The organism is Methanolobus sp. WCC1 (assembly GCF_045690315.1).
GTDB classification, from domain to species: Archaea; Halobacteriota; Methanosarcinia; order Methanosarcinales; family Methanosarcinaceae; genus Methanolobus; species Methanolobus tindarius.
This window is the reverse complement of sequence record NZ_CP146979.1, coordinates 2,512,357-2,538,970: the sequence shown is the minus strand read 5'-3', so window position 1 is coordinate 2,538,970 and position 26,614 is coordinate 2,512,357. Positions and strand designations below refer to the sequence as shown.

The window sequence follows — 26,614 nt, the reverse complement described above, 5'->3', positions numbered from 1 at the left end:
ATTATGGCTTCAATATTGGTTAGTTCATCAGAAGAGTTCTCCGGTAAGAGCTCTATATGTATGGGTCTGGGGAAAATATTCCAGGAAAGCGGTTTGAAAATCGGTTATATGAAACCTGTTGGGAATCTCCTGATAGATGTGGACGGTTCACTTACGGATGAAGATTCCGAAGGTATCAAGAGTTTATTGGGTATCGAAGATTCTGCAAAATATGTAACTCCTATCCATTTGACAGACAGTCTCATAGACGATGCTCTCAAAGGTGTTGAGAAAGATCTTGATAAAAGACTTTCAGATGCATTTTCTGTGATCTCAAAAGACAAAGATGTAATATTTGTTGAGGGCACCGGTTGTATCGGTGGCGGTTCAATGTATGGCCTTTCAGACCCGGAAGTTGCATCTAAACTTGGAATTGCGATGATGCTTGTCACACGCTTTGATTCCATAAATGCAATCGACAGGATACTCTGTGATGTGCGTATTGTTGGAGATAAAGCAACCCTTACAGGTGTTATACTCAATGAGGTTCCACGTAACATGGAGGACAGGGTAACTGAGATAGTTGTCCCTTTCCTTGAGCGTAAAGGCATAAAGGTGTTCGGTGTAATCTACGAAGACCATACTCTGCGCTCAGTATTTATTTCCGAAATTGTTGAAGACCTGCATGCAGAAGTCCTTGTGGCTCCTGATAAACTGGACCAGCTTGTTGAGAATTATCTTGTGGGTGCAATGGAAGTCGGCTCTGCAATCAAATATTTCAGACGCCAGCCAAACAGTGTTGTCATCACAGGTGGTGACAGGGCAGATATACAGATGGCTGCAATTGATTCAAGAGTTAAATGTTTGATTCTTACTGGAAATATGCGTCCCAGTGGTGCTGTTCTTGCAAGTGCGGAAGAAGCAGGAATTCCTGTAATTCTGGTTCGCGGTGATACCATGAATACCATTGAGAGGATGGAAAACCTCATAGGCCATGCTCATATAAAACAACAGGTAAAACTTGACAGGGTAGTTGACCTTCTGAAGAACCATCTTGATATTCCTGCTATTGCAGAAAGCATCGGTGTGGAACTGGATGGATAAAGGAGATTCAAAACTCTCTTTTCCTCATCTCCTTTTTTCCTAAAAATTTAATTTTATTTAATTTTCCAGTTTCATTGTTTTTTCCTTTAGTGCCTGAACTACATCAGGATCCTGCAGAGTTGTAAGGTCACCAGGATCTTTTTCGTTTGCAATTGCTTTGAGAACTCTTCTCATAATCTTACCACTTCTTGTTTTTGGCAAATCGTCTGCAAAGATTATCTGTTTTGGCCGGGCAAAAGGACCAATGTTTCTTTCAACATAGGTTCTGAGTTCCTTTTTGATGTCTTCACTCTCTTCTACACCGGTTCTGAGAGTCACGTAGCAGTAAATAACCTCACCTCTGAGTTCATCTTCTTTACCGACAACTCCTGCCTCGGCAACAGACGGATGAGAAACCATGATGCTTTCAAACTCTGCACTTCCGATACGGTGCCCTGAAACTTTGATGACATCATCAACACGGCCAATAATCCAGAAGTAACCATCGTCGTCTCTTTTTGCACCATCACCTGCAAAATAGGTTTTATTGTCCCATTTGCTCCAGTAGGTTTCTATGAAACGCTCTTCATTTCCAAAAACCGTGCGGACCATGCTTGGCCATGGATTGAGAATTGCAAGGTAGCCATTTTCTCCGGATGCAACTTCGTTTCCATTGTCATCAAGGACAGCTGCTTTAATTCCAGGGAATGCCATTGTGGCACTTCCTGGTTTTGTAGTTGTTATTCCCGGAAGTGCGGATATCATTATCATCCCGGTCTCGGTCTGCCACCATGTGTCGACAACCGGGCATTTTCCAAGTCCGATATTCTCATGATACCACAACCATGCACCCGGGTTTATAGGTTCACCTACAGAACCAATAAGCCTGAGTGTTGATATATCGTGCATCTGGGGCCAGGATGGTCCCCATTTCATGAAGGTCCTGATGGCTGTCGGTGCAGTATATAGTATTGTGACTTTATGTCGTTCAATAATATCCCAGTACCTGTCTTTGTCTGGATAATCCGGTGCACCTTCGTAGGTTACAAGGGTGGTACCATTGGCCAGTGGTCCGTAGACAATGTATGAATGTCCTGTTATCCATCCACAATCCGCAGTACACCAGTAGATATCATCTTCTTTCAGATCAAAGATGAATTTGCTGGTTGTCTGGGTTGCAACCATATATCCGCCGGTGGTGTGGACGATTCCCTTGGGTTTTCCGGTTGTACCGCTGGTATACATCAAAAAGAGCATGTCCTCGGAATCCATTACCTCGGGTTCACATGAAGTGCCTGCTCCTTCCATTATTTCATGCCACCAGATGTCTCTTCCATCTTTCATCCGGACATCGTTTTGCTGGTGTTTGACAACGACAACTTTGTCCACAATTTCACTGGAATGGATTCCATCATCGACCTTGTTTTTCTGTTCGACGACTTTTCCACGTCGTGAGTAACCGTCACAGGTAACAAGTATCCGACTATTTGCGTTTTCGATTCTCGTTGCAAGTGATTCCCCTGAAAACGCTGCAAAAACAACACTATGCGGTGCTCCAATACGTGCACATGCAAGCATGGAAATTATGACCTGAGGTATCATTGGGAGATATATCGTGACAATATCTCCTTTTTTAACTCCAAGGTCTTTGAGAACATTTGCAAATTTACAGACTTCTTCAAGCAGTTCACTGTAGGTATATTTGCGAATTTCTCCACTCTCGGATTCCCAGATAAGTGCATTCTTATTGGCATGCTCTTTGAGATTCACATCAAGACAATTGTAACATGCATTAAGTTTTCCACCAACGAACCACTTTGAATGTGGAGGTTTCCATTCCAGGACTTTTTCCCATTTGTTATACCATTCAATGTTCTCTGCATTCATTTCCCAGAACTTTTCCGGGTCTTGTTCAGCTATTTTGTAAATATCAGGATCATTGGCATTTGCACTTGCAGCAAAATCCTTCGGTGCCTTAAACAGAGCTTCGCTTTCTTGAGATTTGTCTGATTTTTCTCCCATGGTAACACCCACATGGACAATATGTCCCTACATTTGTCCCTGATATTAAATTGTCTTAATTTGTTTATATGGTTTGTCATGGACTTTTATAAAAAAGTCAAAAAAGTTGAACAAAGATTAAGCGAGAAAAGAATAAAGATGTGAAGAAAATATTTCATTTCTTCATCATTTCAAGAACATCACAGACTTTGTTGATGGTGTCAACTGCTGTTTTCATGCCTTCTTCATCTTCTGCAGCAGGTTTCTGGAGAATTCCACCGAAGTGTCCACCGTCACCGACAATTATCATTCCGTGAATATGCATCCACTCATGAATAGTCTGGATTGTTTTTTCCTGGCCGCCGTTTCTTGAACCACCGATTGCCATTGCAGCACCGAGTTTATTGCTGAGTTTGAATCCCTGTCTTCTGTGGACAACGCTTCTGTCACAGAGTGCTTTAAGCTGTGCTGTCATTGTTCCGAAGTAGACAGGAGATGAAACCACAATTGCGTCTGCTTCTACAAGCTTGTCATAGACTGGCTGCATGTCATCGTCTATTACGCATCTTTCTCCCTTTGCGCAAACACCACATGCAGTGCATGGAGCAACTTCTGATTCGGAAAGGAAAACTGCATCTGTTTCAAAACCTCTTTCCGATGCGATTTTCAACATATCTTTGATTAAAGTATCATTATTCTGGCCAACTTTAGGGCTTCCTGATATTCCGAGTATCTTCATATGATCACCACTTTGCAATAGAAGGCAATCAATATTAGTTTTTGGCTGCCTTTCTTTTTTTCCTTAATGGAAAAGATATAATAAGATTAGTTCATTATGACAAAAAATTAGACAATATATGTCATTTATATACTTACGTGAACTTATTTACTCTATATATATTGATCATTGGTCATTCAGGTTATAAGAAGCGGTGATGGAATTTTGACTAGCAGGGACTATCTTACTATTGATGATTTTGATGTGGACGGCAAGACCATACTTGTGAGAGTGGATCTGAATACTCCTATGGATACGGAAGGTAACATTCTCGATGATATGAGAATCAGAAGCCATATTCCTACCATAAAGGATCTTGCAGATGCAAAGGTCGTGCTCATGGCTCACCAGAGCCGCGCAGGTAAAAAAGATTTTACTACCATGAAACCACACGCCCAGCGCATGTCACATTTCCTCAGAAAAGAGGTAAAATATGTGGATGATATCTTCGGAACACATGCACGTTCTTCTATTTCATCCATGGAAAATGGTGATGTGATGTTACTTGAGAATGTCAGGTTCTACTCAGAAGAAAGTATAAGCAGACCTGCAGGTGAACACTCAGATACGCATATGGTAAGAAAACTCTCTCCTTTGATTGATATATTCCTCAACGATGCATTTGCTGTATCTCACAGAAGCCATCTTTCCATTATGGGCTTTACTGAAGTACTTCCAACAGGTGCAGGTCGCGTTATGGAGAAAGAGATAACATCACTTGACAGGGGCGTAAAAAGTGGTGAAAGTCCATGTATCTTTGTACTTGGCGGTGCAAAGGTTGACGATTCCCTGACAGTTGCTGAGAATGTCCTGAGTAATGGCGGTGCTGACAGAGTGCTTGTCACCGGTGTTGTTGCAAATGTTATGCTTGCGGCATCAGGTGTGGACATTGGTTCTACCAATCTTGATTTTATAAAATCGCAGGGTTACACCGACCAGATAACAAGAGGAAAAGAGGTTCTTGCGAAATTTGAAGGTAAGATAGGAATTCCTGTTGATGTTGCATTTAATGATGGTGGAAAAAGGGTTGAAGCTCACGTGAGTGAATTGCCTGACGGAAACCTTCCGATAAACGATATTGGTCTTGAGACCATTGTTTCTTTTGCTGATGAAATTAAAGCTGCAAAGACTGTAGTGCTTAATGGTCCTGCCGGTCTTTCAGAAGTTGAGCCATTTGCACTTGGCACCCATGAGATTATCAAGGCTGCTGTGCAGTCTGAATATTCTATCGCAGGAGGCGGTCATATTTCCGCAGAAGTGAGAAACCTCGGCTATGATGAGAAATTCTCTCACCTCAGTACAGGTGGCGGTGCATGTATTGATTACCTTGCAGGAGCAAAGCTTCCTGGAATTGAAGCTCTTAAGACTGCAGCCACTCGATACAGACTTAACAGATAAGAACTAAATTTATTTGCTGATGATTAATAGTCAGCAAAAAAAGGAGTGTTACTTATGAGTGAAGGGGTAAAATTACTTTCAGGTACCGAAGGTCAGGCTGCTGTGCAACTTGCCAGGGATGCCATTGAATTGTATTTGAGAACAGGTGAGATGATGGATGGTTCTGAGATCCAGCTCCCTGATATATTTAACGAAATACGGGGAGTTTTTGTAACTCTTACCAAAGTTCACGACCTGCGTGGTTGTATTGGTCATCCTTATGCGGATTCATCATTAAGGCATGCAATTACAGATTCCGCTCTTTCAGCGGCACTTCGTGATCCAAGGTTTCCTCCGGTGAAAAAAGAAGAATTAGATGACATCACAGTGGAAGTGACAATACTCACAAAACCAGAACTTGTTGATGTTCCAGCAAAAGACCTGCCATCATCTATTAAGATTGGAAGGCATGGACTTATTGTAAAAAGTGGTTACAGGCAGGGTTTGTTATTACCTCAGGTTGCTCCTGAGAATGATTTTGATGAGATTGAGTTTTTGAACCACACATGTATAAAAGCTGGTTTACCTCATGATGCATGGGTTACAGGTGCTGAAGTTTATGCCTTTGAAGGCCAGATATTTACAGAATCCAAACCACGTGGCGAAGTCATAGAAAAAGATTTTAAAGAAGGGTCATGCTCAGGTAAATAATCAAGTACCTGGCATGAATATTAAATTTTTTTGTAATTTAGTTTTTTAAAATCTTATTTTTGTTTTTTTGCTTTAAAGATAGCTTTCAAGCACTTTGAGAATGGAATCCACATCCCTTTCAAGTGCTTCCACTGCCATTTCCATCATGAGGTTAACGATACCTTCATCTCCAAATGTCCTGAAGTCTGTTTTAAGTCCAAGCACCGGAATTCCTTTTGCATAGGCATAACCCATTTCCCATGCTGTTCCGGAATCCACATCACTGCCACCGTCAAGCACTGCCAGGACAATGTCTGAGTTATCAATTCCACTCACATCGTTGTCAAAGATATTTTTCTGCCTGTCCTCCATACGGCTTGACTCAGTATCGTTGCCATCCTCCTGTGGCAGGAAAACAGAGAATTCCATCTCAACCAGCCTGTCCCTGAGCAGTACGTTAAAATCCCTCTCTGCCTGTGAAAAAAGTGGCCCTGCTAAGTATATCTGTTTTTTTCCATCCATTAATTATTCCGTCCATTTAATTTAGAGAAATGTATAATTGACCAACTGCTTAATAATAGTGTTGTAAGCAGGGTGAAAATAATAATCCGGTAATTTACTCTTCTTCGATATTGATGTTTTCCATTTCATCAAGGAAGTTTCTGACAATTGATTCCAGTTTCAGTATCTGCCTGTAATAACGAGTAATTATTTCCAGTTCACTTGCATTTTTATCTGAACCAACATGTTCGTATTTTTCGATAATACCCGGCAGCATCTTTTTTGACGGGAGAATCACGTTATCGTATTTTATTCTCAGTGCCTGTGCACCGATAGCTGCAAGATTTTTGTCAATGAAAAAGAAAGCTTTTTTTGAACCTGGTTTTTTAAATCTTTTTACAATATGAAACTGTGATAGGTTCTTCATAGCGGTGCTGACGGCAGACAAACTATATCCAGTTTCAATGGAAATCTCTTCGAGTGACATTTCTTCAGGCTCTATGAAAAGCACTCCGATAATCCTGGAGGATATTTCATCAAAACCTTCGGACTTTAAGTTCTGTGTTATGAGTTCTGTAAATTCCTGCTTAGGGCTTTCCTGATCTGAAGGTATCCAGGATATGTCTCTGGTTTCTCTTTTCGTATTAGGATAAAGCAAAGAACATCTTTCTCTCGTATTGCTCCCTCTTTCATCACCTGGACGAAGAGGTGTTATCTTTGCTGTTTTTTTTTCATTGTCATCCATGGAACTGCCTCAATATCAAAATCGCCGGATTATTAAAAATTGAAGAATATGATATTTTAGTCATGGATTCCATGCCTATAATGTTTTCTATGAAAAACTACAGGGAATTGTCTAACCAGTTCTCCTGCAAATATCAGTATTGGAATAATTAAAACTATATTGAGCTATAGGATTTATTTCTTGTTTCCTTTCTACTAGCCCCTAAAAGTTAAGCTACTTTTCATTCATCAATCGTTTTCCAGGCATAGTTAAGCCCTGAGCTCATTCTTATCAGTGAAGCTACCATAATTGCTTCATTTATTTCATCGTCAGAAATTCCGGCATCTTTTGCCCGTTTTGAATTAGCTGAAAAGCATACATCACAACCAACAGCAACAGCGCTTGCAATTAAAATGAGCTTCTTTGTTCTGCTATCTATTGCTCCATCTTCCATAATAGCTCTTTTCATGGCAGAAAAGCCTATTTTCCTATCTATTTCATCAATTTTTTCCTGATTATTCATTATTTCGTCTCCTCTACATTATCAAGAAAAGCTTCTCCTCTGGGAGATATCTGATACATGAGTGGCTCACTGTTCTCAATCCTGTCTACGTAGAGTGCATTTTCCAGCATTTCAACATGAAACTTTGCCATAGAGCTATTGAGATTCAGACTATCACCAATATCCCCGATGCTGAGTGAACTATTATTCAGTATTTTGAGGATCTTACGGCGCATCGGGTTTTGCATTGTCTGAAGTCCTATCTTATGATCTTCAGTAGGATTTGCTTTCAGTCTTCCTTCTTTTTCCAGTTTGTTGAGCCATTCCTGTTTTTTTGTTGAGCTGTCCTTTCCACTCATTTGACCACCAATTGATATTCTAATTACTAATATACTGAACTTTCAGTAATTACAGAAAGTAATAAAACTTTAATTTATTTAATATTATGGGTTTGATCGTGTCCTTCGATATGAGTACAAAAAGGTTTAATTCCCGGGTTCAAATTGATAACAGACTTAAATCATTAATAATAGCTATACAGAGTATCAGTTCAGTCACTGATTTTGCATATTTTTTATAGGTTTAAGCGTCTAAATACGGGTCTACTGGAATTTCAAAAGTAAAATTGCTGCCATTTCCAGGTTCACTTGCCACCCACATGTTTCCATCGTGGAGCTCTACTAACTTTTTGCAAAGTGCAAGCCCAATTCCAGTTCCATTATATTTACGGGCAATAGAACCATCTAACTGGAGGAACGGTTTGAAAATCTCGTTCATATCATCTTTATCTATCCCAATTCCCGTGTCAATTACCGATATTCTCAACATACCTCCGTATGCTGAAGTTTCTACAGTAATAGATCCGCCCGGATTCGTGAATTTTACGGCATTTTCAAGGAGGTTATGTATTATCTGGGTAAGTTTATGTTCGTCTGCGTAGAATGTACCAACAGATTCCTTTCTTTTGAATGAAAGACCAATACTCTTGTCTGCTGCTTTTTTTGAGATCAGCATCATTATTTCACTAATAAATGAGTCCAGTGTTATTTTTTTAATATTCAGATTTTCCGGATCATTTATTTCATATCTGGAAAAATCAATTATTTTATTGATTATGTCAAGTAGATTTTTTCCACTGCTGTTGATGTATTCAACATACTTTTTTTGCTCTTTGCTAAGTCCTTCATAATCCTCTTGCAAAAGTACATCTGAAAAACCGATGACCGATGTCAGTGGTGTTCTTAGCTCATGTGATACATTATTCATGAACTCGCTTTTTATACGGTTAGTATCCTCAGATATTATCCTGGAATAGATCAAAGCCTCTTCTACAATTTTTCTGTCAGTAATGTCCCAGTTAGCCCCAATTAATTTTAATGGTGTTCCGTGCAGATCACGCTCAACCATCCCATGTGCTTCAATGAACCGGGTTTCATTGTTGGGAGTGATAATACGGAATTCGGTTTTGAATTCCTTTATCCCGGAAACCGCATCATCAATTTCTTTCAGTGCATTTTCAATGTCATCCGGGTGAACTTTTTCCTTCCAGAATTCAAACTCTCCTGTAAATTCTATAGGTTCGGTTCCATATATTTCATGCATTTTTTTATCCCATATAAGGATATTAGTTTTGAAATCCCATTCCCATATTCCCATATTGGCACTTTTGGTTGCCAGAAACAATCTGTGGGTTGCAGAAACAAGCATTTCCTCTGCTTTTCTTCTTTCCATTTCGGCAGCAGCACGAGAAGCAAAACTACTCAGTATGGAGTATAAGTGTTCAGAGCGCTCCATTGGCTTGTCATCAATTATTGCAAGTATTCCAATAGTTTCTCCAGAATCATTTTTAAGGGAAATTCCCCAATAACTCTCGGCTTTCAAATCTCTAAGTACCTTACTATCTGGATAAAGTTGCTGTACTTTAGAGGGCCAGAGCCATTCCCCGTTCAATATTACATTTTCGCATAATGTTCCTTCTATTTTAAAATCAAACTCTTCTTTATATTTTCCATGACTCCAGACTGCCACTGTACATCCTTTTTCACTGTCTCCTTCTTCTGTACAGTATTCTGCCAGAAAAGCGGTGCTTATGTCCTGAGAAATAGCAAGCTGACGTACAAGAACGCGGAGTATGTCATCCCCATACTCAAATCCTGTTTCAGCAATGGTTGTTAAAGTATCCCTGAAATTCTTGCTTTCAGTAATATCACGGATTATTGCAAGCACTTGGTTATTGTAAATCGGACTAAGCCTTGCTTCAAAATATGATTTTTTCCCGTCAATTTTTAGATAATACTCAACAGTATGCAGTTTTCCGGAATCTATACATTTGTTGCATATCTCTATGTATCTTCTTGCTTCTTCGGCAGGGAACACTTCTTTTATGTTAGAGCCAATCAGATTTTCAATGGGAATTGAGGTTTTTGTGTTCTCTCCCAAATGGGCTTCCGTGCAATATCCTTCTCTATCGACAACAAATAGCATATCCGGTAGCGTATCAATTATCGCTTTATCCCTTTCACCCTGCAGTTTATGTATTTCCTCTGCTTTTTTTCTATCAGTCACATCTGTTATTATTGTTGCAAACTGATTATGGCGGGGTCTGTACGCTACCACTTCGTAGTATCTGCCAAGTTCCCGGGAATAATTTTCATAGAATAGTGGTTCACCTGTAAGTGCCACCTGTCCGTATTGCTCTATCCAGTAATGTTCAGTTTCAGGAAGCACTTCAAGCACTGTTCTGCCGATTATCTCTTCCTTTTTAAGGCCGGTAATTCTTTCAAAACTGTCATTTGCGTCAAGAAAACGATAGTCTGTAACTTTCCCACTATCGTTGGTAATAATTTCATGAACTGCAAGTCCCTGTTGCATCCCGGAGACAAGTGTCCTGAATTTTTCCTCACTCTCCTTTAACGTTGTTTCAGTCTTTTTTCGTTCAGAGATATCAAGAGCTGTGAATGTAACTCCAAGTTTCAGATCGTTAATATCAATTGGAGTAGAGGACAGTAATACATCAATGATGGTTCCATCTTTTGTCAGCCATTTTGTTTCAACTGTTCCAGTACCTTTTTCTGATATCTGGCGATACTTTTCAGTGCCTACATATTCATAATCAGCATCACTTGGATATAGTATTCTGGCACTGGAACCTATAAGTTCTTCATTAGTATAACCGGTCATTTCACATATTCGTGAATTTACTTCGGTAAGAATCCTATCTGATACAACTCCGATTCCAATAGGGGCAGCTTTGAATATGCTTTTAAGCCTTTTTTCACTTTCAGATAGACTGCAGGTTTCATCTTTTATATTCTCCTGAAACCCAACAGTTTCATTCGTTTTATCCGTTTCATCCATATTTATCGCTCTATGAAATTAACGTGACTCCAAACCTAATTTTACTATTAATTTACAGTTTTTTAATCTGGTCATTAAATAAAGTACTTTCTCATATATTTATGATATAAGTGTTCAATATGAACAGTTAGTGTGGCTGATATATTTTTTATACCCCGTATGATCAAAAGTATGTATCAATACCTCCTGATTTAATATTTGAAAATAATACGTATATAACTCTGTTGGCATATTTAGTTAGTATATATTGCACATATATGGATCAATTTGTATTTGATCAATTTGTATCATAATATCAGAACTCATGTGACTGGATAAACCTTTTATTTCCTGCATTCCAAATTTAAACAGGGGTTTACCAGTGGAAATCAAGTCTGAGAAGAAGATATGGTGGATATCTTTTGTATTTCTGGCAATTATCGTTATACTTGTCTTATCTGCCAATTATATGGGCGTTCGTCCGACAGTTACAGGTTCCGGAGTGGCAGGAATCACTTTACCTGAAGGGTTTGTTATCGATGTCTATGCGGATGATCTGGGAAGCACCCTGCTTTCTTTCGGTGGTCCATCGCCCGGCCCCCGTATGATGATGATAAAAGATGGTCTGCTTTTTGTATCAATTCCAAACAAGGGAATAATAGCTATTCTGCCGGACAGGAATGACGATAATGTTGCTGATGAACTCCAGATTTTCATTCAGGATCTTGATTATCCTCATGGCATTGATTACTACGATGGATGGTATTACATAGCAGAGGAAAGCAGGGTCATTCGCGTAAGGGATGATGATGGTGACCTTGTAGCTGATGCTGGCACCATTGAAGTATTGATTAATAATCTTCCGACAGGTGGTCATTATACCAGAACCGTGAAGGTCCATGATGGTGAACTCTACCTGAGCATGGGCTCTTCATGTAATGTCTGTGATGAATCCAATGAAATGAGAGCAGCTATCTCTAAGAGTAATCTTGACGGAAGCAACCTTACAGTATATGCTAGCGGACTTCGCAATTCTGTAGGTCTGGCATTCCACCCGCTTACGGGAGAGTTGTATGCAACCGAGAATGGAAGAGACTGGCTAGGAGATAACACACCGCCTGATGAGATCAACCTGATAGTTGAAGGCGGAAATTATGGCTGGCCGGACTGTTATGGTAAGAATATATTTGATACGGATTTCAACAATAGTGAATACACCGGAAATCCCTGCAATGACAGTGGCAGGATTCCGAGTTTAGTTGACCTTCAGGCTCATTCCGCGCCGCTTGGCCTGACATTCTACGATGGAGCGATGTTCCCCGAAGAATATCAGGGCGATCTCTTTGTGTGTTTCCACGGTTCATGGAATCGTCAGGAACCCACAGGATACAAGATAGTTAATATTGACATGGACACTCTAGAGGTCAATGATTTTGCAAGCGGCTGGCTTAAAGCTGCAACAATAAGCGGCAGACCAGTTGATGTGATTGTTGCAGATGACGGTTCGCTTTTTGTCAGCGATGATAATGCGGGGAAGATATACAGGATATCTTTTATTCAAAAGTAATTTATACCTATCTGTTAGTATTAATATTGAATTCTAGTATTATTCTGTAAAAAGTGGTCAGATGGAAAAAACATTTTTAGAAAAACTGGAAAATCCAATTTTAGAACTCACAACTAAAATTCCTAAAGAAAAAATATTGTATGCTATATGTGAATTTTACAGGAAAATGGGTCACAGGGAAATACTACTTATTAAGGAATCAGACGATGATATCAATTATGAAGATTATAATCCATTGAATTTGATTGGAAACACGATTGAAATTACACGTATTTCGGTTATAGTCTCTAAACTCTGTAAAAAAGAAAATGAGTTAAAGTTTGATTCTATCCAAATTAAAATTGAAGATGATGTGTTAAATAATAAAATACAATGGAATGTTGATTCCAGAATTAAAGCTATACATGTAATAACTGTTATATTTTTGGCAATTGGTCTTGTTGCTACTGTAATTTATGGTTATCATAACATATATCCTGAGAATCGTTTTTTGAGCCGTTATGCAACTGGTTTGCTTGCTGGGGTTACTTTAGGGCCGGTAATATATTTTCTGTTCTATTTATTATATCTTAAAGTTGAAAAAATTAAATCCCACTCAGGCACAATCAAATACGCAAAGGATTTTGAAGAATTTATCCGATATAAGGAAGAGGAATGGTCTAAACTCTAAAAGGTGAAATGTTTTCTTTCTTCTTCGAAAAGTAACTTTGTTTTGGATACACTATGCAGGCTAAAAAAAGCAACTACTTTAATATAAGAGTTTGATACAGTAATAGTGAGTAAATGGCTTTTCCATAACGAAATTTCATTTTACATTCATATTATTCATATCAGCGGGGCTATATTATTACCATACAGAGTATCCAGTCAGATATCAATTTTGCAGAGGATTTGACACCGGGCAATTCATTCTCCCTGCTTTATGATAGCACAGATCAACTTGTAGATGTCGTTGCTTCCTTTTTTGATGCGGGACTAAAGAATAATGAGTGCTGCCTCTGGGGAGTAGCAGGACAGCTTGACATTGATTATGTGAAAGACCTGTTAAGGGATGCAGGACTTGATGTTGACAAGTATGTTGGGAACGGGCAATTGATATTTTCGGAATGCAATGAATGCTATATTGCCGGAAAAGGCTCTGTTTCTGATATGGATCTTCTGAAATGGCAGGAGATGTACAACATTGCAATGGCTGAAGGCTACAACGGCCTGCGTATTGTTGATAAATTTACGATTGTAGATGGTGAATCCTGGAACAGCTTTGTGGAATATGAAAAACAGGCCATGGAACTTATCAGGACAAAGAAGATAACAGGTCTTTTTGCATTTCTCCTTGAAGCACGTTCAAGAATGGAAATGATAGAGCTTATCAGCATGCATGACGGAACAATCATTGAGAAAAATGGTAGGTGGACACTGCTTCAAAGTTCCTCGTCATGTAAGACGGTTAGCAGAAGTCAGTATTTCAGGGATGAGATTCTTGAAAATGTCTGGACCGGTTTCTGGGCAGTTGATGAAAATGACAAAATAGTCTTTTTCAATAAGGGCATGGAATCCATATCCGGCCTTTCAAAAAGTGACGTATGCGGAAAAAAACTGATAAGTTTTGTTCCACAAAGTATTGAGGGTGATGACCCTGGATTTGCAGATGTTTTCCAGGCAGTGAAAGAAGACCTGCAATCAAGAAGTTATAACGTTTTTCCATTTGTAAAACCGGACGGTCAGTTCATTTATCATAGTGGTTTCCTGCTTCCCCTTACGGATGACGAGGGAAATTACAGCGGTATGATAGGTACTATCGGCAAACTTGTAGAGCAGACCATCGACCATGAAACACTACGTGATAAGTTCAAATCCATAGAAAAACTGGAAGACATCTACAGAAAAAGTCCTGTTGTAGCATTCCTCTGGAGTGCAGAGGACGAATGGCCAATTGCTTTTGTTTCAGAGAACATTTCGCAGTTCGGTTATACTCCTTTTGATCTGACTTCCGGTAAAATGAATTACGGTGATATAATCCATCCCGATGATCTGGATTATGTACGCAGCGATGTGTCAGAGCTTGAAATCCAGGGTAAGATGTTTTTCTCAAAAGAATATCGCCTCATGACAAAATCCGGCAAGATACGCTGGGTCACTGAAAGGTCTCACCTTATCAGGGATAAAAAAGGGAATCCTGCCTACTATCAGGGTATTATCATTGATATCACGGAAAGGAAAAAGGCAGAAGAAACTGCTCTGGATGCTGAGAAAAAATATCGTCTTATTTTTGAGAACTCTCCTCTTGGAATTTTCCACTTCGATGAAAAAGGGATTATCACTCACTGTAATGAAAAATTCCTGGACATAATGGAACTGGAAAGTAAAGAGGATATTATTGGTTTTGATCTTGGTGCATCAATTGTAGATAAAAACATGAAGCAGGCAGTGGATGATGCTCTTTCCCGAAAACAGGGTTTTTTTGAAGGAGAATATCACACAGTTTCCACAGATATTACAATCTATATCAAAGCATATTATAGTCCAAACGTTGCAGAAGATGGCAGTTTCCTTGGTGGCATTGGAGTATTTGAAGACATCTCCGAGAAAAAGAGAGCGGAAGATGCTGTACTGGAAGCTGAAAAGAAATACCGGCTTATCTTTGAGAACTCTCCGGTAGGAATTTTCCATTTCAATGCAGAAGGTATAGTAACTCACTGTAACGAAAAGTTCCTCCAGATAATAGGAGTTGAAAACAAGGACAAAGTGATTGGTTTTAACATGGTCACCCAGACACGGGATGAGGACATGATAAAGGCAGTTTCAGATGTCCTTTCAAGAAATACCGGTCATTTTGAAGGTAAATATCATACTGTTATTAGCGGCAAAGATCTTTATCTCAAAGCTGATTTCAGTCCCAATCTTGCAGACGATGGAACTCTGCTTGGTGGCATTGGAATCTATGGTGATGTTTCGATTCGTAAAAAAGCAGAAGAGGCTTTGCGCCTGGATGAATCACGTCTGGAAGCATTACTCAAGATTAGTCACGTTACAGATCTCTCTCTAAGTGGCGTTTCAGACTTTGTACAGGAAGAAGCCGTAAGGCTGACCCAGAGTAAGATTGGTTATCTTGCTTTCTTAAATGATGCCGGTACAAGGCTTACCATCTATTCATGGTCACAGAGCATTATGGAAAGATGCAAGGTTAAGGGAAAGAAGCTTGAGTACGCAATTGAGGAAACAGGTCTCTGGGGAGAACCTATCAGGCAGAAGAAAGCTGTAATTGTTAATGATTTCGATGCTCCGAATCCGTTGAAACATGGTTATCCTGAAGGTCACATCAGACTCAGACGCTACATGAGTATTCCAATCTTTGACGGGAAGAAAATTGTTGGTGTTGCAGGTGTTGGCAACAAGGATGAGGATTACGATAAAACCGATGTAAGGCAACTTACATTGTTCATGGAAGGCATGTGGAAACTTATCCAGCGCCAGAAATCCGAAGATACTTTGCGTGAGTATGCTGATGAACTTTCTAAGGTCAATGAGGAGCTATCAAAGACCAACGAAGAACTTTCACAGGCTAACGAGGAATTGAAATCACTTGACAGGATGAAGGATGATTTCCTCTCAAATGTCAGCCACGAGTTTAAGACTCCTCTTACTTCAATTCAGGGATATAGCCAGCTCATTTCAGACGGAACACTGGGTGAAGTGAATGAGCAGCAGCAAAAGGCTGTTGAAACAGTTCTCAGAAACTCTGAAAGGCTTCGCAGACTTGTAGACTCTCTGTTGTATCTCAGTCGTGCACAATCCGGTAAGCTTAATTATTCATTTGAAAAGCTTGATATAAAGGATATACTTGAACATGCGGTTCAGGATCTTGCACTTCAGGCTGCAAGCAAGAACATAGAATTAATAACTGATATTCCATCTGATATTCCGCAGCTTGATCTTGATCGTGACAAGATGATGGATGTTTTTGTCAATCTTATAGACAATGCTGTTAAGTTTACTCCTGATGGTGGAAAGGTTACAGTTTCGGCACATGTTTCCGAAGGCTCGATGTATCTTGATGTAGAGGACACGGGTATCGGAATTCCTGAAGACAAGATTCCAATGCTTTTCCAGCGTTTCTATCAGGTCGATTCTTCTGTGAAAAGAAGGTACGGTGGAACAGGTCTTGGTCTGTATATCTGTAAAAAGATAGTTGAGGATCATAAAGGCGATATTTACGTTAACAGTGAAGAGGGTAAAGGGACAACTGTTCATGTCCGTCTTCCTATGGACCAATAAAATATCTCAACTCCTGAATCATAAGTGATTTTTCAAAAAGCTTTTAGTTTAGTAGCCTGATTAATGGATATATTTGCTTTTGGACCCACACTAGTTGCAGACAAGAATAATGGATATAAGGTATTTAATCCACGGTGAAATAATGAAAGTCATAATTATAGGCGGTTTTCTGGGAAGCGGTAAAACAACTACTTTAAGGAATCTTGGTAAACATCTCATTGACAAAGGTCACAAGATAGCTATAATTGTCAATGAGGTCGGTGAAGTTGGAGTGGACGGAGAAACTATTTCAAGCAGTGGTCTTGTGACAAAGGAACTTACAAGTGGTTGCATATGCTGTTCACTCAAGGTCAGTATGGAGTTTACTCTGGATTCCCTTATAGAGGATTATAATCCTGATGTTGTTATCATTGAACCTACCGGAATTGCATTCCCTCTCCAGATAAAAGAACATATTGAGCTTATGGATCTTGGTGAAATTTCTTTTGCTCCTGTTGTAACTATTATTGATGCCAGCAGATTTGGGGCGGAGTGGAATCAGATTCCAAAGTTTATTGAGAATCAGATAAAGGAATCAGAAATTGTCTGTATCAATAAGATAGATCTTGTTGACAGGGAAACAATTGCATCCTCAACACAGGCGGCACTGGAGATAAATCCTGATGCAATTGTTGTGGAATTCTCTGCAAAGAATGCCGATGAGAAGTTTGAGAGATTCATGGACCTTTTGACCGGTGAAAGCGAGTTACACCAGGAACGTGAGGATATGAATTCCATGGAAGTCTCAGGTGTTGGATCCTATGCAGGTGAGTATTCCATTACTTCCAATGGCAAAGATGTGGATCAAATAACAAACATGCTGGTTCATACGCTTGTGAATATCAAGGACAAAGTTAAGGAGATTAATCCTGATTTTGTGGGTCACATTAAGATTAGTTTCAAAGCATCTTCAGGTCTTGTCAAGGGCAGCCTCACATCATCAGATGGAGAACCCGTGGTTGAGATTCTCGATGAGAAAGGCGCTGGAGAAGAACATCTCAAGTTCCTAAGTGCTGTTACTAAAGTAGAGAAAGAGGATCTTGTTGAGATTGTAGACAAATGCATCCAGATGAATCTGGAAATGGAAAATGTGGAGTTTGAAAAGACCCATTCCCATGTCCATGATGAACCTAATTTCGTAAGTCTTGATCTATAATTTTTTTAATTTTGAATTTTTGTTTTTGTATTTTTGGACGGGAATCATTCCTGTCCTTTTCTGTTTTATGTGAATCTCTAAATACTATTGAAGCATTTTTTCTTTTATGAAGCAGAATCCCGAACTCGAAGTACTTGAAACGCTTGCAAATACTATCCTTGTGGCTGCAAGAACAGCACCAAAAGGTAAGGGTATCGATGATATTGTAACTTATTTGTTCAATGATGATGACAGAATGGAACTTGCTGACAAGATGGACGAGCTCAGTGAGACCAAAGGTCTGAAATTCCTTATTCGTGATGCTCAGAATGTAAGGGATGCTGATTGTCTGTTGATAATAGGTCTGAAGTCTTCAGGTGTAAGTTCACTTAACTGTGGTGCATGTGGATATGAGACCTGTGCTGACATGGTTATGCATAAGAAGGTGAAGGTGGAATTTACCGGTCCGCATTGTATGATAAAATATATGGATCTGGGAATTGCAGTGGGTTCTGCTGCTTCCAAGGCAAAAGACCTGTGCATTGACAACAGGATTCTCTACTCTGCCGGAGCAGCTGCATGTTATTCAGGCATGGTGGACGTAGATGTTGCAATGGGAATTCCATTAAGTGTTAAAGGCAAGAACATATTTTTTGACAGAAAAACATCAAGATAGTCGGAAGATAGGCAATCTAAAAAGTAGTTGTATATAATCTGTTACTTTTGTTATTTTCCTTTCTTTTCTTTCACTTTGTTTTTTTTTGTTTTGTTTTTGACTATATATTTCAGCTCAATATAATTATATATTAATGGAGTCTATATTGAAATGGACAACGATATGAGGCTTAATTATGGATAATTTAGAATTGATACTTGCTGCTGCATTTGTTCTGGATTTGTTTATTGGATATCGGATTTATGTGTTTTTAAAAAAATATTTCTTAAAAATCATCCGATGGACCGGTAATAGACTTCAGGCTGCAAAAAATCAGTTACTTTGAATTTTAATCTCTTTGCAATACGCTTTTTCTTCTTTAATGCCTATGTATTATGGAATGTATGTGCCTTTTAAATATTATTCTCTATACTCTATATAGATTAACTTTATATTACTGATTGTTGACAAATCTATCATATGGTGTCAGATGATAACAAAATTAAAGTTCTTTTTATATGCATCCGCAACAGTGGCAGAAGTCAAATCGCTGAAGCTTATCTGAAAAAGATAGGTGGTGAAAGGTTTGAAGTTGAAAGTGCAGGCTATAAACCAGAACCAGTAAATCCTCTGGTTCTGGAAGTAATGAAAGAGGAAGGTTTAGACCTGAGTACAAAAACACCTCAATCTGCATGGGACTGCTTCAAGGAAGGAAGACTGTATCAGTATGTTATAACCGTTTGTGATAGGGCACATGAGGAAGAATGTCCGCTTTTCCCAAAGCCATTTACCCAGCTTCATTGGCCTTATCCTGATCCTGAAACCTTCACCGGAACAGAAGAAGAGAAACTGGAGCAGACACGCAAACTCAGGGATGCTATTAAGGGAAGGATCGGGAAATTTGTCGAAGATATTGACAAATTATAGTTCCTCATCTATTTTTATTTTTATATTGGTGAGTTTTCAATGAGTGTCTGAGGGTGGCTGGGGTTTATTATGGAAAATCAGGAAAACCAGGATAAAAGCAAGATTCTTTTTGTGTGCTATCACAATTCTGCAAGATCACAGATGGCTGAAGGGTTAATGAGGTCTCTTTATGGTGATAGTTATGAAGTTTACAGTGCAGGTGTGGAGGCTACCGTGGTGGATTCTCGTGCAATTAAGGTGATGCAGGAAATTGATATTGATATTTCAGGTCAGCGCTCAAAGAAAATGAGTGAGTATCACGATATTGTGTTTGATGTCCTTGTAACGGTCTGTGATAAAGCCAAACAGGCGTGTCCTGTTTGCAACACACCGGAGCTTGCAGCTGTAAATGTCAGAAGTGATGAACCTCGTGCTAAGAAGTTGATGCATAGAAGTTTTAAGGATCCTTCTGGAGCATCAGGTTCAGATGCCGAACAACTTGACTTTTTCAGGCAGCTTAGGGATGAAATTAGAGAATGGATAATTCAGGCATTTGAGCAATGAATGTTTGTTGCTGTTATTTTCCTTTCCTTTTGTATTGTTTTTTATCTATTGTGAGTGTGCAAGCTAACACATTTTCATAATATTTTTTGCATATAGAAAAAACTATAACTAGAATTGTTACATATGTGTATAATAGTAATATCTAAATGCACATTATCTTGTTTGATTTAATCCTGATAATGGGCTAAACTTACAAAAGAGGAATGAAGTGAGAGGATGAAAAAAAGACTAGTAATTTTAGTTCTGCTGATGGCAATGCTGATGCCGATTGCCAGTGCGGATATTGTTAATGATCTTGAAAATGATGTTGATGAATACAATGCGAACGTAGCTGCTGTCCCATCTTATCTAGTAACTCTCCTTGGTGATGAAACTATAAAGCTTGTAATAGTCGATGATGATGGGGATGAGGTCTACATAAAAGCCGTTACAGAAGATGCAGTCATCACATCATTTGAAGAAGTGGATGATGACGAGGATTTTGGTGCAACCATGGTTGTCGGTGCAAATGAGTTCACCGTGAGGTCAGTTCTCAGATCATCAGACCCATTGTCTGAGTTCACCGCAGCAAAGGACAACGGCGAGATAGTTGTAGAACCTGTGGGTGTTACAAGTACCGTAAAATATACCGTTGCCAGTGTGGTAATGGACGTAACATCACTGTTTGGATTTTGATTGAATAAATACTGGTATTCTCCATGAGATTATCAATATTGTTCTCTATATTTTTTTTATTGGTTATTTCAATAATTGCAGTTGGCTGTATAGATCAAACAAGTGATGTCAGGCCAGCTACAAATATGCAGGCTGAAACACAGAATGAAAGTAGATATTATGTGTCAATGGAATATGTAGATAATGAAGCAGAAAACGTGAGTGTTTCAAATAACATACAGAATTATCATTGTGCTATATTCTCTGTAAAGCCTGATGTGTTTAATTATGAAGTTAATGAACGTAAAACGATAATGTTGAATCTAATGGGTGAAGAAGTGGGATTGATTTTAAATGAAACACATGTTTCTAACAACCATAACATTAGAACATATCGCGGAAAAGTAGTTGGGGATGAAAACAGCAAGGTTGCAATAACGGTTAGTAATAACCTTTTGTTAGGAACAATTGATGTGGACAGTAATCCATATTACATTGAAAGTACAAAATATGAGTTAGATGGGAAAACTATCCATATAATGTACAGAGCTGAAGATCTTCATATTGAAAATGAATATAGAATAGATTAACTCAGGACAATCATTATATTTTCATCTTATACTTATAAAAGCATGGACTATGTGGAACTCTGCACTCATTTGAGGTGCAAGTCCTAAAATATCAGGTCCGTTCTCAGATCATCTGATCCACTGTCTGAGTTCATCGCAGTAAAGGATAACGGCGAGATAGTTGTGGGGCCGGTGGGTGTTACAAGCACCGTGGAATACACCCCGTTTAAGTGTGGTAATGGATGTAATATCGCTGTTTGATTTTGATTTTTAGTATTTGTCTTTTAGAGCAAATCCAATTAATGGATTTCTCTTATCTTAATTTCCATCTTCTTAGATCATATTTTTCTAGAAGGTATTGCCAATTTAGATGCATGGTTTCAGGAGAAATGTTATGACTGGAAAAGGAAAACTTTGTTTTCTAATTTGTATGATATTTATCGTGACAGTTGTTTCCGGATGTGCTGAACATAGAGGTGGAATGACTGAATCTGATTCCGGAGGAACATCTCAGACAACTGATGATAGTTCAGAAATTACAGATGAGGAAAATGATGATGTTTCAGTAACTAAAGTTACAGAACCCGGACACTATGTTGTGACAGATACGATGCAGTATCTATATTATGACAATGAGAAGGTTATTCACCCACTTTCCGAGGGCGATTCGTTCTATGGTCAGGATGTACGGTATGATGGAACAGAGCCTGGTTTTGTAGATAATGGTGATGGAACTATAACTGATGAGAGCACCGGTCTGATGTGGCAGAAGGAAATGACCAGATCGGATTTCGATGATGCTGAAGATAAAGCCGATGCAGCAACGACAGGTGGATACGACGACTGGAGAGTTCCTACGATAAAGGAAATGTATTCTCTTATGGATTTCAGGGGAACCGATCCGAATGTTGAATCAACTTCAACTTCAGGACTTACTCCTTTCATTGATACTGACTACTTTGATTTTGAATATCCAACTGAAGGAAGGATAATCGATGCCCAGTATATTTCCATCACAGAATACGTATACAAGGTTATGAATGGCCAGTCAGCTTTCTTCGGACTCAACCTTGCAGACGGAAGAATAAAAGGCTACCCTCAGTCAGGCGGAAATCTGCAAGTGGAGGAAGGAAGGTACTATCTGAGACTTGTGAGAGGAAATAGTGCATACGGAACCAATCTTTTTGTTGATAATGGCGATGGAACCATCACAGATGAAGCTACAGGACTTATGTGGACACAGTCCGACAGTGGCAGTGATGAGTTTGCTGATATGCTTTCGGATTATACCAATGACGATGGTTCATTAAACTGGGAAGAAGCCCTGGACTTTGCAGAGAACCTTGAATATGCAGGTTATGATGACTGGCGTCTTCCAAACGCAAAGGAGTTGCAGAGTATTGTAGATTACACCCGTTCCCCTGACACTACAGATTCACCAACAATTGATTCTATATTTGAATGCACTCAAATTGTAAATGAAATGGGTGACGAGGATTACGGTTTCTACTGGACCGGAACAACACACGCAAAAGCTAATATGGAAGGTTCCAGTGCTGTGTATATCTCATTCGGACGTGCATTGGGTTACATGAACGTGGAATGGATGGATGTCCATGGCGCCGGTGCACAGAGAAGTGACCCAAAATCAGGTGACCCGGATGATTATGGAAATGATGCTCCACAGGGCGATGCTATAAGAGTGTATAATTATGTGCGTCCTGTGAGAGGATGATGGTTTTTATGCAGCTATTTTGACAGGATAGATTATTTCTATCCTTGTTGCTTATTTTCTTCTCAATCCAATTACCAGTAAAAGTCCGAGAACCAACATCGTTGAAGTAAAACCAGGTGTATCTTCTGTCTCTTCAATGTCTTCTTCCGACCATCTAAAGACCACAGGTACGTTATTGATGCCTTCTTCTTCAGCCTTCTCATCTATCATCTGGTAAATATCAGTGATTACAGATTCGCTAATCAGCTCCGGTTTTTCTGAATTGAACTCTACTGTAATATATCCGTTAAGGTGAGCACCAAACCCATATACGGTCCTGTCTCCGTACAGGTCATAATAATATTGTTCCATTCCTTCAACATTTTCCGTGACTTTTGTGAGTTTGTCTGTCCACGCTATTTTCTCGCTGAGCTCATCAATTTCAGGAACTGTTCCCCGTGTGGTTATTAGCCATGATTCATTCTGTATTCTTTCAAAACTTTCATGGCCATATTCAGGATACCATATTTCATCTTCCTGCCACATGAAAACCACAGGCACTTCACTGATGCCCTCTTGCTCTTCACAGTAGTTTTCTATTATATTGTAAATCTTATCTATTCTTGCGTCGTCGATCTCATCCTGGTAATCTGAACTCAGATAGACATTTAAGACCCTGCCTCTGGAACCTATAGCTCTGAAAGAACTATCAAATTCAGATCTTCCCATTCTTGTGAGATTTATCCAGCAATTCCTAATTGAGCTATTCCATTCTTTATCCATTACGTCAGGAAGCTTCCCACGACATGCAAATATTTCCGGGTCATTTTCGTATTCTTCAAAACATGCGTTTGAATCATTTTCAATAGCATTTGCAGTTGTCATTAAAAAAACACTGGCAAATAAAGCAACAAATAGCAATTGTACAATTTTTCTCTTCCTGATTATCATGTATATCACAAGTCTTTAACTAAGAATTTCTTATAATATATAAAAGATTTCAGCAGTTATATTTGTTCCTAGTTCATCAGGCCCATTGTCAGCGCTCATCGCAGCAAAGGACAATAATGAGGTAGTTGTGGAGCTGGTCAGTGTTGTAAATCCTCTAATCAATTGTTTTATCTGGTGTTCTCCACTGGCATATATTTGCTGACGTGAGGAAATTATTTATCTGTATGGAACTCGATGGTATAATCTTCAAAATACCACATATAGGGGCAATGTATGAGTTTTGATATTGACACATGGATGAAAGAATACTTAGAAAAGGTGAAATCCCGGTTTGGTTCCCGACTGGTGTTTGTCGGGCTTCAGGGAAGCCGTGGGCGCGGTGAAGCAAGTGAAAGCAGTGATATTGATGCAGTTATCATACTTGACCGTGTGGATGTTCAGGATTTGAAGGCATACAGTGCTGTTCTTGATACACTCCCTAACAGGGAATTGGCATGCGGTTTTATCTCTGGTAGGCAGGAACTGGTAAATTGGGAGAAATCCGATCTGTTCCAGTTATATCATGATACTATACCTATTTACGGAAACATTGACTTTCTGTTGAAGACGATTAAAAAAGAAGATATTCATCGTGCTGTCCGAATTGGAGCCTGTAACATATATCATATGTGTGGTCACAATATGGTGCATGCAAAAAATAAAGAGATGTTGAAATCTCTGTATAAAGTAGCCGCTTTCATCATACAGGCGATTCATTATGACCAAACAGGAACTTATGTAAAACTTAAAAAAGAGCTTATTCCTGTTCTGGGCTCACAGGAACGAGAAATATTGCAAACCGGTATTATGGTCAAAACTCAACCCTCTGTGGTTCAGACCGAGTTTGAGTCCCTCTCTGAGTTGCTCTTCAATTGGGCAGCAGAAGTGATTATTGAATACCAGGTTGATTTAATTGAGTAGATTGTATCAACATTTAATGTGAAACGATACATAAGAACAATATTAATATGCCATCCGTGGATTTTTTATATTGATGAATTTGAAGCCTTCTACAAGCAAAAAAACAAAATATATTCTCTGGCTTAAGAAGGCCATTAAAAATCCATCAAATTCTATTTACTTTATATTAGGCATCCCCTTTCTGTATGCATTATTCTGGGTTTTGCAACCCGGCGGGAGTTTATCGCCCCCTTTTATTCTAGTCCCTACTTTAACAGTAATTATTTATGCCTACTTCACCCGGAATAAATTAGCATCTGCAATATTAGGATTGGCACTGTTTTCATTAACAATGTTTTATTTGGATTTCCTATACGCTGTCCTAAATTATTCAAACAATATTTTCATGTTTTTAACATGGAATCGAATTATATCCTCGATTCTGGACATGCTACCATTTTCAATTATTCATTTGATAATAGGGGCTTCAGTTGCATCCCGAAAAAAGGAATATTTGCTAATTGCAGCAATTATGGTTTTATTGCTTGTGTTTATTGTCCGTGGAATCGATTAAATAAGTACGAATTTTTTTCTGCCATAAATTATGGACTATTTCCTTTATTTGGCATAATCTGAAAACGCATATTTTTTTAATGACCACCAAAACACAATCATTATGCCCAACAACTACTTTTCACCATATATTCAAAAAATCAGGCAGAATTATAAATTAACAGTTGCTTGTGTAAATTTGTTAGTATAAAAATAGGATGAAATGCAGCATATTGTTATTTCGCTGCTACTCTATAAATTGGGTTCTGACTACCAGAAGTGTCTCCAATCATCCTGCCAGAGGTCATTCCATTCATCCCACCAGGACTTGTCCTGTTTATCAGATGGTACTTTGATTGTCAGAGTCGTATCTTTGATAAATACCTCAACTGGATGGCCTGATGAATCACTTATTATCACATTTTTCAGGCTAATAGTTGATGTACTGGTAGCCTGCTCTTTTGCAGTCATTGTGATTCTTGCAAAAGACCCGGATTCTAAGATGCTCACAGGGCCCAATACCACACCATAAATATCAGAAAGTATTCCTGCGGTGTTGTCTATGTTTCCATAATTGGTAAATGTTGGATCTCCATTTGAATCTAAGAAATCGCCCTTAGATACTTTATTCACCTGTATCTTTGAGCTGTCAAATTCAATATCGAACTGTAATCCGGCAATTCCTGTATCCGGCACTATGAGCACATCTACTGTGAAATTCTCACCTGGTGTAACAATCTGAGTTGACGGTTCAAGTGTTATGTATGTTGCACTCGAATTGAAACAACCAAAAACGAGAATTGATAAAAATATTCCAATTATTGTAATGTATTTGATGTTGAATACCCCACGTTTCAGTACATCAATATCTAAACCATATATAATTATGTGTTCAATTGAATAATAATATATTTATTGTGATTAACATCCTTCTTTTGGTATTTTGACGCATCACATTTTTTCCTTAACACTACATACTGAACCCATCTTCATTTTCCAATAATCGCCAAAGCGCAACCATTATACCCCTGCAACCACTTTTTCACCCTATATTCAAAAAAGCATGGACTATGTGGACCTCTGCACTACTTGATGTGCAAATCCTGAAATATCATAGTAAAGT

Annotated in this window: 25 protein-coding genes; 16 read left to right on the top strand and 9 right to left on the bottom strand. The window is 38.8% G+C overall.

Annotated features, from left to right (window positions below; translation table 11 throughout):
• Positions 1-3 precede the first annotated feature (3 nt).
• Positions 4-1,083, top strand: coding sequence for a phosphotransacetylase family protein (locus V7O61_RS12035; RefSeq protein ID WP_407281658.1), 1,080 nt, complete (start codon positions 4-6; stop codon positions 1,081-1,083).
• A 57-nt stretch (positions 1,084-1,140) separates the two neighbouring features.
• Here the strand turns inward: V7O61_RS12035 and acs are convergent, their stop codons facing one another.
• Positions 1,141-3,084: an acetate--CoA ligase gene (gene acs / locus V7O61_RS12030; RefSeq protein WP_407281659.1), complete on the bottom strand. Its 1,944-nt coding sequence runs from the start codon at positions 3,082-3,084 to the stop codon at positions 1,141-1,143.
• Between the two features lie 154 nt (positions 3,085-3,238).
• Positions 3,239-3,802, bottom strand: a complete 564-nt coding sequence (locus tag V7O61_RS12025) for a flavodoxin family protein (protein WP_407281660.1) — start codon at positions 3,800-3,802, stop codon at positions 3,239-3,241.
• 201 nt (positions 3,803-4,003) lie between these two features.
• Here V7O61_RS12025 and V7O61_RS12020 point away from each other — a divergent pair, with 201 nt between their 5' ends.
• Both V7O61_RS12020 and V7O61_RS12015 read left to right on the top strand, forming a co-directional pair.
• The gene (locus tag V7O61_RS12020) at positions 4,004-5,239 is read left to right on the top strand and encodes a phosphoglycerate kinase (protein WP_245596177.1); all 1,236 of its coding nucleotides are present in this window, start codon (positions 4,004-4,006) and stop codon (positions 5,237-5,239) included.
• Between the two features lie 54 nt (positions 5,240-5,293).
• Positions 5,294-5,929, top strand: coding sequence for a TIGR00296 family protein (locus V7O61_RS12015; protein WP_407281661.1), 636 nt, complete (start codon positions 5,294-5,296; stop codon positions 5,927-5,929).
• Between the two features lie 72 nt (positions 5,930-6,001).
• Here V7O61_RS12015 and V7O61_RS12010 read toward each other — a convergent pair whose 3' ends face one another.
• From V7O61_RS12010 to V7O61_RS11990, 5 genes are all read right to left on the bottom strand, one after another.
• Complete coding sequence (locus V7O61_RS12010; RefSeq protein ID WP_407281662.1) at positions 6,002-6,430, bottom strand: nucleoside 2-deoxyribosyltransferase; 429 nt, start codon at positions 6,428-6,430, stop codon at positions 6,002-6,004.
• A gap of 94 nt (positions 6,431-6,524) precedes the next feature.
• Positions 6,525-7,154, bottom strand: coding sequence for a GbsR/MarR family transcriptional regulator (locus V7O61_RS12005; protein ID WP_407281663.1), 630 nt, complete (start codon positions 7,152-7,154; stop codon positions 6,525-6,527).
• A 220-nt stretch (positions 7,155-7,374) separates the two neighbouring features.
• Complete coding sequence (locus tag V7O61_RS12000; RefSeq protein ID WP_407281664.1) at positions 7,375-7,656, bottom strand: carboxymuconolactone decarboxylase family protein; 282 nt, start codon at positions 7,654-7,656, stop codon at positions 7,375-7,377.
• A complete protein-coding gene (locus V7O61_RS11995) occupies positions 7,656-7,994 on the bottom strand; it encodes a winged helix-turn-helix domain-containing protein (protein ID WP_407281665.1) in 339 nt (112 codons plus the stop codon). The genes V7O61_RS12000 and V7O61_RS11995 overlap by 1 nt, the downstream gene beginning before the upstream one ends.
• Before the next feature lie 223 nt (positions 7,995-8,217).
• Positions 8,218-10,992, bottom strand: a complete 2,775-nt coding sequence (locus V7O61_RS11990; RefSeq protein WP_407281666.1) for a PAS domain S-box protein — start codon at positions 10,990-10,992, stop codon at positions 8,218-8,220.
• A 361-nt stretch (positions 10,993-11,353) separates the two neighbouring features.
• Between V7O61_RS11990 and V7O61_RS11985 the strand changes: the two genes are divergently transcribed.
• The 11 genes from V7O61_RS11985 to V7O61_RS11935 all read left to right on the top strand — a co-directional run bounded on the left by V7O61_RS11985 (position 11,354) and on the right by V7O61_RS11935 (position 23,070).
• Positions 11,354-12,538: a PQQ-dependent sugar dehydrogenase gene (locus V7O61_RS11985; protein ID WP_407281667.1), complete on the top strand. Its 1,185-nt coding sequence runs from the start codon at positions 11,354-11,356 to the stop codon at positions 12,536-12,538.
• Between the two features lie 61 nt (positions 12,539-12,599).
• Positions 12,600-13,208, top strand: a complete 609-nt coding sequence (locus V7O61_RS11980) for a hypothetical protein (protein ID WP_023845758.1) — start codon at positions 12,600-12,602, stop codon at positions 13,206-13,208.
• A 221-nt stretch (positions 13,209-13,429) separates the two neighbouring features.
• Entirely contained in the window at positions 13,430-16,813 is a 3,384-nt protein-coding gene (locus V7O61_RS11975) for a PAS domain S-box protein (RefSeq protein ID WP_407281668.1), read from the top strand.
• A 142-nt stretch (positions 16,814-16,955) separates the two neighbouring features.
• On the top strand, positions 16,956-18,008 hold the full coding sequence (locus V7O61_RS11970) for a GTP-binding protein (protein WP_407281669.1): 1,053 nt from the start codon (positions 16,956-16,958) through the stop codon (positions 18,006-18,008).
• 106 nt (positions 18,009-18,114) lie between these two features.
• Positions 18,115-18,663 carry a ferredoxin domain-containing protein gene (locus tag V7O61_RS11965; RefSeq protein WP_407281670.1) on the top strand — a complete coding sequence of 183 codons (549 nt, stop codon included), beginning with the start codon at positions 18,115-18,117 and terminating at the stop codon, positions 18,661-18,663.
• Positions 18,664-18,838: 175 nt separating this feature from the next.
• The gene (locus V7O61_RS11960; protein ID WP_023845762.1) at positions 18,839-18,988 is read left to right on the top strand and encodes a hypothetical protein; all 150 of its coding nucleotides are present in this window, start codon (positions 18,839-18,841) and stop codon (positions 18,986-18,988) included.
• 134 nt (positions 18,989-19,122) lie between these two features.
• A complete protein-coding gene (locus tag V7O61_RS11955; RefSeq protein ID WP_023845763.1) occupies positions 19,123-19,569 on the top strand; it encodes an arsenate reductase ArsC in 447 nt (148 codons plus the stop codon).
• Between the two features lie 69 nt (positions 19,570-19,638).
• Entirely contained in the window at positions 19,639-20,112 is a 474-nt protein-coding gene (locus V7O61_RS11950) for an arsenate reductase ArsC (RefSeq protein WP_407281671.1), read from the top strand.
• 216 nt (positions 20,113-20,328) lie between these two features.
• Positions 20,329-20,787 (top strand): hypothetical protein, encoded by a 459-nt coding sequence (locus tag V7O61_RS11945; RefSeq protein WP_023845765.1) that lies wholly within the window; start codon positions 20,329-20,331, stop codon positions 20,785-20,787.
• A 23-nt stretch (positions 20,788-20,810) separates the two neighbouring features.
• On the top strand, positions 20,811-21,356 hold the full coding sequence (locus V7O61_RS11940) for a reprolysin family propeptide-containing metallopeptidase (RefSeq protein ID WP_023845766.1): 546 nt from the start codon (positions 20,811-20,813) through the stop codon (positions 21,354-21,356).
• A 373-nt stretch (positions 21,357-21,729) separates the two neighbouring features.
• Complete coding sequence (locus V7O61_RS11935; protein WP_407281672.1) at positions 21,730-23,070, top strand: DUF1566 domain-containing protein; 1,341 nt, start codon at positions 21,730-21,732, stop codon at positions 23,068-23,070.
• Positions 23,071-23,121: 51 nt separating this feature from the next.
• Here V7O61_RS11935 and V7O61_RS11930 read toward each other — a convergent pair whose 3' ends face one another.
• Positions 23,122-23,934 (bottom strand): hypothetical protein, encoded by an 813-nt coding sequence (locus V7O61_RS11930; RefSeq protein WP_407281673.1) that lies wholly within the window; start codon positions 23,932-23,934, stop codon positions 23,122-23,124.
• 339 nt (positions 23,935-24,273) lie between these two features.
• On the opposite strand from V7O61_RS11930, the gene V7O61_RS11925 reads away from it, so the two are divergent.
• Both V7O61_RS11925 and V7O61_RS11920 read left to right on the top strand, forming a co-directional pair.
• Positions 24,274-24,960: a nucleotidyltransferase domain-containing protein gene (locus V7O61_RS11925; RefSeq protein WP_407281674.1), complete on the top strand. Its 687-nt coding sequence runs from the start codon at positions 24,274-24,276 to the stop codon at positions 24,958-24,960.
• A 73-nt stretch (positions 24,961-25,033) separates the two neighbouring features.
• Positions 25,034-25,513: a hypothetical protein gene (locus tag V7O61_RS11920; RefSeq protein ID WP_407281675.1), complete on the top strand. Its 480-nt coding sequence runs from the start codon at positions 25,034-25,036 to the stop codon at positions 25,511-25,513.
• A gap of 248 nt (positions 25,514-25,761) precedes the next feature.
• Here the strand turns inward: V7O61_RS11920 and V7O61_RS11915 are convergent, their stop codons facing one another.
• A complete protein-coding gene (locus V7O61_RS11915; RefSeq protein WP_407347404.1) occupies positions 25,762-26,196 on the bottom strand; it encodes a cohesin domain-containing protein in 435 nt (144 codons plus the stop codon).
• Positions 26,197-26,614: the final 418 nt, after the last annotated feature.